Here is a 7,066-nt window from a genome sequence, read left to right as displayed (position 1 = left end):
GCTGGGCGGGCGTGGCGGGGCGCCGGCGCCCTCGGCCAGCTGCTGCGGGCTGCGTGGCGCCTCGGCGGCGCGGGCGGGCCCTGGCGCCGCCGCCGGGGGCGCCCCGGGCGGCACCCCCGAAGGCACGCCCGCCTGGGGCGAGGCCGGCGCCGGGGCGGCCGGCGGCACCGGCTGCGGCCGCAGCCGGTTCATCACCTCAACCATGATGTCGCGCGCCAGCGGCGCCGCGGCGCCGGAGCCGCTGGTGCCGTGCTCGACCACCACCGAGATGGCGTATTGCGGGTTGTCATAGGGCGCGAAGGCCACGAACAGCGCATGCGGGCGCCATTCGCGCGGCTGGTTCTCCACCCGGAAACCGCGCTCGCGCTGCTCGCGGCTGACGCGGCGCACCTGCACCGAGCCGGTCTTGCCCGCCAGCACGCCCAGATTGCCCGGCAGCTTGGCGACCTTGCCGGTGCCGCCCTCCTCGTTGACCACGGCCCACATGCCTTCGCGCACCAGCCGCAGGTCACGCTCGGGGATGCCGAGGCTCGGCCAGTCCTCGGCGCGGATGCCGCGCTGCGCCTTGCCGTCCAGGCTGCGGGTCAGATGTGGCTGCACCGCACGCCCGGTGGCCAGCCGCGCGGTCATGGTGGCCAGCGACAGCGGGGTCAGCTGATAAAAACCCTGGCCGATGCCGTGGACCACGGTGTCGCCCAGGTTCCAGGGCTTGCCCTGGTCGATGCGCCATTGCCTTGTGGGGACGAAGCCGCGGCGGGTGCCGGGCAGTTCGATCTCCAGGTCGACGCCCATGCCGAAGCGGCGCGCCATGGCGGAGATGCGGTCGATGCCGGTGCGCTTGGCGATCTCGTAGAAATAGACGTCGCAGGAATGCTTCAGCGCGCCGCGCAGGTCCTGGCTGCCATGGCCATAGCGGCTCCAGCAATGGAAGCGGCTGTCGCCCAGGTCGTAATGGCCGGGGCAGAAGACGCGCTCGCCGGGGGTGACGGTCTTCGCCTCCAGCGCGGCCAGGCCGACGATCATCTTGAAGGTCGAGCCGGGCGCGTAGAGCCCGTTGGTGGTCTTGTTGATCAGCGGCGTCGCGCGGTTGCGGGTCCATTCGCGCCACTGCGCGTTGGAAATGCCGGAGCTGAACAGGTTGGGGTCGAAGCCCGGCTGGCTGGCCATGACCAGCACCTCGCCGTTGCGCGCATCCATGATGACGACGCTGGTGCCTTCCTCGATCTTCTCCCGCACCACCTTCTGCAGCTCGGCATCGATCGAGATCTGCAGGTCCTGGCCGCGGATGCCCTCGCGCCGGTCGAGCTCGCGGATGACGCGGCCGACGGCATTGACCTCCATCTGCACGGTGCCGGCGCGGCCGCGCAGCAGCTTGTCGTGGTGGCGCTCGATGCCGGCGCGGCCGACGCGGATGCCGGGCAGCGCCAGCAGCGGGTCGCCGTCGATGTCGCGCTCGGCCGGCGGCGCGACATAGCCGACCACATGCGCCAGGTGCTCGACATAGGGGTAGAAGCGGGTGGTGCCGACATCGACGCTGATGCCCGGCAGGTCGGGGGCGTTGACCTCGATCTTCGCCATCTCCTCCCAGGAGAGGAATTCCCGCACCACGATGGGGACGAAGCGGCGGCGGCGGCGGATGTCGCGCTCGATGCGGGCGCGCTCGGCCTCCGACAGCGGCAGCACGCGGCCCAGCGTCTCCAGCGTGGCGGAGACATCCTGGGTCTGCTCGGCGGTCAGCAGCACGCGCCAGTTCAGGTCGTTGGCGGCGATGACGCGGCCGGCCCGGTCCAGCACCCGGCCGCGCGGCGGCGCCAGCAGCCGGGTGGAGACGCGGTTCTCCTCGGCGAGCGTCGCGTAGCGCTCGCCCTCCTCCAGCTGCAGCTTCTGCAGCCGGAAGCCCAGGAAGCCGAACATCCCGAGCTGTGCCGCGCCCAGCAGCAGGGCGCGCCGCGTGAAGATGGTCGAGCGCCGCTCCTCGTCCCGCTTGCTCACCCCTGCCCCCTGCTGGCCATCGGCCCGGTCCACCGCAATGGTCTTGTCCGCCCAGATCGGGGCAAACACCTAAAAAACAAGCTGTTATCTGAAACGAGCGGCTTCTGCCGGCGGAAAAGAGCTAGGCGAGATCCTCGGCCCGCCGCATCGCCCGGTGCAGCCGGGTCAGCAGCGCGGCGATCGCCGGATAGAAGCCGGCGCTGAGCGCGAATTGCGCCATCGCCGGGGCGAAGGAAGGCAGCCGCAGGTTGAGCAGCGCATAGAGCAGGAAGCCCAGCGCCGCGGTGCCGGCGGCGAAGCCCGAGAAGATCAGCCAGACCACCAGGAAGGACTGGCGGACCAGGAAGCGGCGGAAGCGCAGCGCCAGGCCATGCACCAGCAGCAGCGTCAGGATACCGGTGCCGAGCGGCGCGAAGCCCAGCAGATCCTGCAACAGCCCCATGCCGAAGCAGATGGGCGGCGACATGGCGGCGGGGCGGAACACCGACCAGAAGAAGACGCAGCCCAGCGCCACCGCCGGCAGCGCCGAGGGCAGGCCGACCGGCGTCGAGGTCAGCACCATCAGCAGCGCCGTGGTCACCGCCGGGAAGGCGGCCCGCGCGATGGCGTCCAGCCGCCGCAGCAGCCCCATCGGCGGTTGCGGCCGCCCCTTCATCGCGCGCTGGTCCTGCATGGCGGCGGCTTCAGCGGCGCGGCCGCGGCTCCGGCCGGGCCACCGCCTCGGGCGGCAGGATGCCGGTCAGGCCGAAATCGAAGATGCGCAGCAGGTCGAGCCGGTCGAGCCGGGCATAGAGCTCCACCTCCGGCGCGCCGCCCTCGCTCCAGCGCACCACGCCCACCGGCAGGCCGGCCGGGAAGACGCCGGCCTCGGCGCTGGTGACGACGCGCTCGCCATTCTGCGGCGGCTGGCCCTCCGGCCAGTGCTGCAGCCGCGGCCGCTGGCCGTTGGTGCCGGCCAGCATGGCGCGCGACCGGCTGCCCTCCAGCACCACGGGGATGCGGCTGTTCATGTCGGTGACCAGCAGCACGCGGGCGGAGCGGTTGCCGACCTCGGTGACGCGGCCGGCCAGGCCCCGCTCGTCCAGCGCCACCTGGCCCTTGCGCAGGGTGACGCCCGGATTGACCGAGAGCAGCACGGCGCGGGCATAGGTGCCGCCGGCATCGGCCACGACGCGGGCGGTGTGGAAGCTGGCCTGGGCCTCGGGCATGTAGTGCAGCTGGCGGCGCAGCAGGCCGTTCTCGGCCTCCATCGCCAGGGCCGCGGCCTGCCAGCGGTGCAGCCGCTCGTTCTCGTCGCGCAGCCGCTCGTTCTCGGCCCGCATCGCGGCGAGGTAGCGCAGGTCCTGCACGGCGTCGCGCAGCGCGCCCATCGGCTCGGAGACCACGGCGTAGATCGGCGCCAGGGTATCGGCCAGCACCATGCGGCCGCGCTCGACCAGCACCGTGTCGGCCTTGCCCAGCAGCATGGTGCCGAAGGCCGCGGCGATGAGCACGGGCATGGTCAGACGCGACAGCGCCTGCCGCAAGGGGATGCTGAGACGGATCACGCAGCCTCCATCCGCCCGGACTGGTCCGGGCGAGGGCCCTTAATACATCGACGAGAGGACGTGGCGAAGCCGCTTCATCTCGTCCAGGGCGCGCCCGGTGCCGAGCGCCACGCAGGCGAGCGCGTCCTCTGCCACGGAAACAGGCAGGCCTGTCGCTTCGCGCAGCACCTGGTCGAGGCGCTGCAGCAGGGCGCCGCCGCCGGTCAGCACGATGCCCTTGTCGACGATGTCGGCGGCGAGCTCCGGCGGGGTGTTTTCCAGCGCCACCTTCACCGCCTCGACGATCTGGATCACCGGCTCGGCCAGCGACTCGGCGATCTGGCGCTGGCTGACGACGACCTCGCGCGGCACGCCGTTCATCAGGTCGCGGCCCTTGACCTCGGTCAGCGGGCCTTCCTCGCCGTAGTCCGGCATGGCGGCGGCGCCGATCTCCATCTTGATGCGCTCGGCCGTGCTCTCGCCGATCAGCAGGTTAAACTGCCGGCGGATGTAGCTGATGATCGCCTCGTCCAACTTGTCGCCGCCGACGCGCACCGAGCGCGCATAGACGATGCCGCCGAGCGAGATGACCGCCACTTCCGTGGTGCCGCCGCCGATATCGACGATCATGCTGCCCGAGGGCTCGGTCACCGGCAGGCCGGCGCCGATGGCGGCCGCCATCGGCTCCTCGATCAGCAGCACCTTGCGGGCGCCGGCCGATTCGGCCGATTCCTGGATGGCGCGCCGCTCCACCGCCGTCGAGCCCGAGGGCACGCAGACGATGATCATCGGCGAGGCGAAGCTGCGCCGGTTGTGCACCTTGCGGATGAAATGCTTGATCATTTCCTCCGCCACCTCGAAATCGGCGATGACGCCGTCGCGCAGCGGACGGATGGCGGCGATGTTCCCGGGCGTGCGGCCCAGCATCAGCTTGGCCTCCTCGCCCACCGCCAGCACCTGCTTGCGGCCGCGGATATCCGCGATGGCGACGACCGAAGGCTCGTTCAGCACGATGCCACGACCCTTGACATAGACCAGCGTGTTGGCCGTGCCGAGGTCGATGGCCATGTCGGCGGAGAGGAAGCCGAACAGGCGAGAGAACATGCAGCGAACCTTCCAGAGGTCATCAGCCAATGACGCAATCGATCAGCGAGACAGTCAGCCATAGCGGCAATCGACCGTAGAGGCACGCCGCCCTGGGGCGCCCGGCCCCGCGGAACGGAACCTGGCCACAGAGGCACCACCGCGCGCCCATGGCCAGGGCGAAGCGAAGGCGCCGTGGATTACCTTCCCCGGCCCTCCCGCTCAAGCGCCAATCAGGCACAGGGTGCGGGCGGCGACGCAACCTTCACGCCGCGGCCGCGTTGCAGGTCCACGAAGCTTTCGAACCCGAGGACATCACCCATGCGCAAGACCTCTCTTGCCCTTCTGGCCCTGGCGAGCATCGGCCTGGGCGCCTGCGGCTACTCCACCGGCGACCGTGCGGCCTCCGGCGGCCTGCTCGGCGCGGGCGCCGGCGCGGCCGTGGGCTCCTTCTCCGGCAATGCCGGCGCGGGCGCGCTGATCGGTGGCGCGGCCGGCGCGCTCGGCGGCGCCGTCACCAGCCCGAATTCCGTGAACCTGGGCCGCCCCGCCTGGCGCTGAGCGCCAGGCCCGGCTCTACGGGGAGACAACGCGGCCGGCAGGACATCGTCCTGCCGGGCGCAAAAGAAAGCCGGGACGCGAGTCCCGGCTTTTTTCGTGGTCAGGCCGGCTTCACGTTCCAGAAGGTGGAGAAGCCCGGCAGCACGCCGGTCACGCTGGCGCGATAGGCCGTCGGCTGGATGTAGTTGCCCAGCGGGTAGTAGGGCACCTCCTCCATGCTCAGCTTCTGGATGTCGCGGCAGATCGCCTGCTGCGCCGCCAGGTCGGGGGCCTCGAACCACTGCTGGCGCAGCGCCTCGGTGCGCGGGCTGACCGACCAACCGGGATAGGAGGTGCCGTTGCCGCGCAGCGACAGGTGAACCGCCGGGTTCAGCCAGTCCGCCCCGGTCCAGGAACTGACGAAGGCGCTCCAGCCGCCGGCCTCCGGCGCGTCGCGGCGGTTGCGGCGGGCCAGCAGCGTGCCCCAGTCGGTCGCCAGGTAGTCCACGTTCAGCCCGGCCCGCGTCATCATGTCGGCCGCGACATCGCCCTGGGCCTTCAGCCCGACCGAATCGGCCGGCACCAGCAGCACCACCTTTTCGCCCTTGTAGCCGGCGGCGAGGATTTCCTTCTTGACCTTGTCGTAGTCGCGCGGGCCCTGCAGCGGGCCCAGCCCCTCGGTCGTCGCCATGGGCGTGCCGGGGGCGAAGAAGCCCAGCGGCGTGCGGTACATCGAGGTGTCGTTGCCGACGACCGCCTCCATGAAGCTGCGCTGGTCGACGGCGCCGAACAGCGCGCGGCGGATGGCCGGATTGTCGAAGGGCGGCTGCAGGTGGTTGACGCGCAGCATCGTGACGAAGCCGGTCGGGTCCTCGACCGTGACGCGGATCTGCCGGTTGCGCTTCAGCAGCGGCAGCACGTCATGATAGGCGTATTCCATCCAGTCCTGCTCGCCGGTCAGCAGCGCATTCGCCGCGGTGCCGGCATCGGGCTGGGTGGTCCAGACCAGGCGGTCGTAATGGGCGACCTTCGGCCCCGCGGTCCAGCCCAGCGGGCCGTCGGCGCGCGGCTGGTAACGGTCGAACTTGGCGTAGGAATTGCGCGCGCCTGGCACCCGCTCGTCGGCCAGGTAGCGGAAGGGGCCGGAGCCCACCATCTCGGTGACCTGCTTGAAGGGGTCGGTCTCGGCCAGGCGCTGCGGCATCATGGCCGGCATCGGCGAGCCCGGCTTGCCCAGCGCCAGCGGCAGCAACGGGAAAGGCTTCTTCAGGCGGAACTGGATGGTGCGGTCGTCGGGGGCCGAGAGCTCCTCGGTCGCCGCCATCAGCGCCTCGCCGAAGCTGTCGCGCTTGGCGAAGCGGCGGATCGAGGCGACGCAATCGCGCGCCAGGACGCGCTCGCCGTCATGGAAGGTCAGCCCGTCGCGCAGCGTCAGCTTCCACAACAGGCCGTCATTCTCGATGACATGGCCAGCGACCATCTGCGGATGGGCGTTGAACCCGCCATCGACGCCATAAAGCGTGTCGAAGACCAGGTAGCCGTGGTTGCGGCTGACATAGGCGGTGGAAAAGACCGGGTCGAGATAGGCCAGGTCCAGCTGGGGAATGAAGCGCAGCGTGGTGGCCGACTGGGCCCGAACCACCGCCGGCGCCAGGGCAGCGGCACCGATGCCCTGCAAAAGGCTGCGTCGCAGCATGGGAATGCTCCTTCTGATAGCAGGGACCGGCTTTTTTCTCCCAGGCGCGTCTATGCCTGCGTCACGGGGGCGTGACAAGGATTTGGTTTGGGCAGGCAGAATATCGCAGTGCGATAAGCAAAGTAATTTACTGAAGACCAGGGGAATGAATTCCCCTGGACCCCTTCTTTTTTCTTTCAGACTGCCGTGTCCACGTGAAGACAGTACCCAAAACGGCCAATCCTCAGCA

General features: G+C 70.4%; 6 protein-coding genes. 1 reads left to right on the top strand and 5 read right to left on the bottom strand.

Annotation, left to right across the window (positions count from 1 at the left end):
- From mrdA to GVN67_RS07645, 4 genes are all read right to left on the bottom strand, one after another.
- On the bottom strand, positions 1-1,992 hold a 1,992-nt coding region (gene mrdA, locus GVN67_RS07660), incomplete at its 3' end, for a penicillin-binding protein 2 (protein WP_235035098.1).
- A gap of 121 nt (positions 1,993-2,113) precedes the next feature.
- Positions 2,114-2,665, bottom strand: a complete 552-nt coding sequence (locus GVN67_RS07655) for a rod shape-determining protein MreD (RefSeq protein WP_235035092.1) — start codon at positions 2,663-2,665, stop codon at positions 2,114-2,116.
- 10 nt (positions 2,666-2,675) lie between these two features.
- Positions 2,676-3,539 (bottom strand): rod shape-determining protein MreC, encoded by an 864-nt coding sequence (mreC, locus tag GVN67_RS07650; RefSeq protein ID WP_159994437.1) that lies wholly within the window; start codon positions 3,537-3,539, stop codon positions 2,676-2,678.
- A gap of 39 nt (positions 3,540-3,578) precedes the next feature.
- Entirely contained in the window at positions 3,579-4,622 is a 1,044-nt protein-coding gene (locus tag GVN67_RS07645; RefSeq protein ID WP_159994435.1) for a rod shape-determining protein, read from the bottom strand.
- A 300-nt stretch (positions 4,623-4,922) separates the two neighbouring features.
- On the opposite strand from GVN67_RS07645, the gene GVN67_RS07640 reads away from it, so the two are divergent.
- Entirely contained in the window at positions 4,923-5,162 is a 240-nt protein-coding gene (locus tag GVN67_RS07640) for a YMGG-like glycine zipper-containing protein (protein ID WP_159994433.1), read from the top strand.
- A 100-nt stretch (positions 5,163-5,262) separates the two neighbouring features.
- On the opposite strand, the gene GVN67_RS07635 is transcribed toward GVN67_RS07640, so the two are convergent.
- Positions 5,263-6,837: an ABC transporter substrate-binding protein gene (locus GVN67_RS07635; RefSeq protein ID WP_159994431.1), complete on the bottom strand. Its 1,575-nt coding sequence runs from the start codon at positions 6,835-6,837 to the stop codon at positions 5,263-5,265.
- Positions 6,838-7,066: the final 229 nt, after the last annotated feature.

Source organism: Roseomonas sp. 18066, assembly GCF_902706185.1.
Classification (GTDB): Bacteria; Pseudomonadota; Alphaproteobacteria; order Acetobacterales; family Acetobacteraceae; genus Pseudoroseomonas.
Note: the sequence above shows the minus strand (reverse complement) of the source record. Positions and strands in the feature narration are given on the sequence as shown.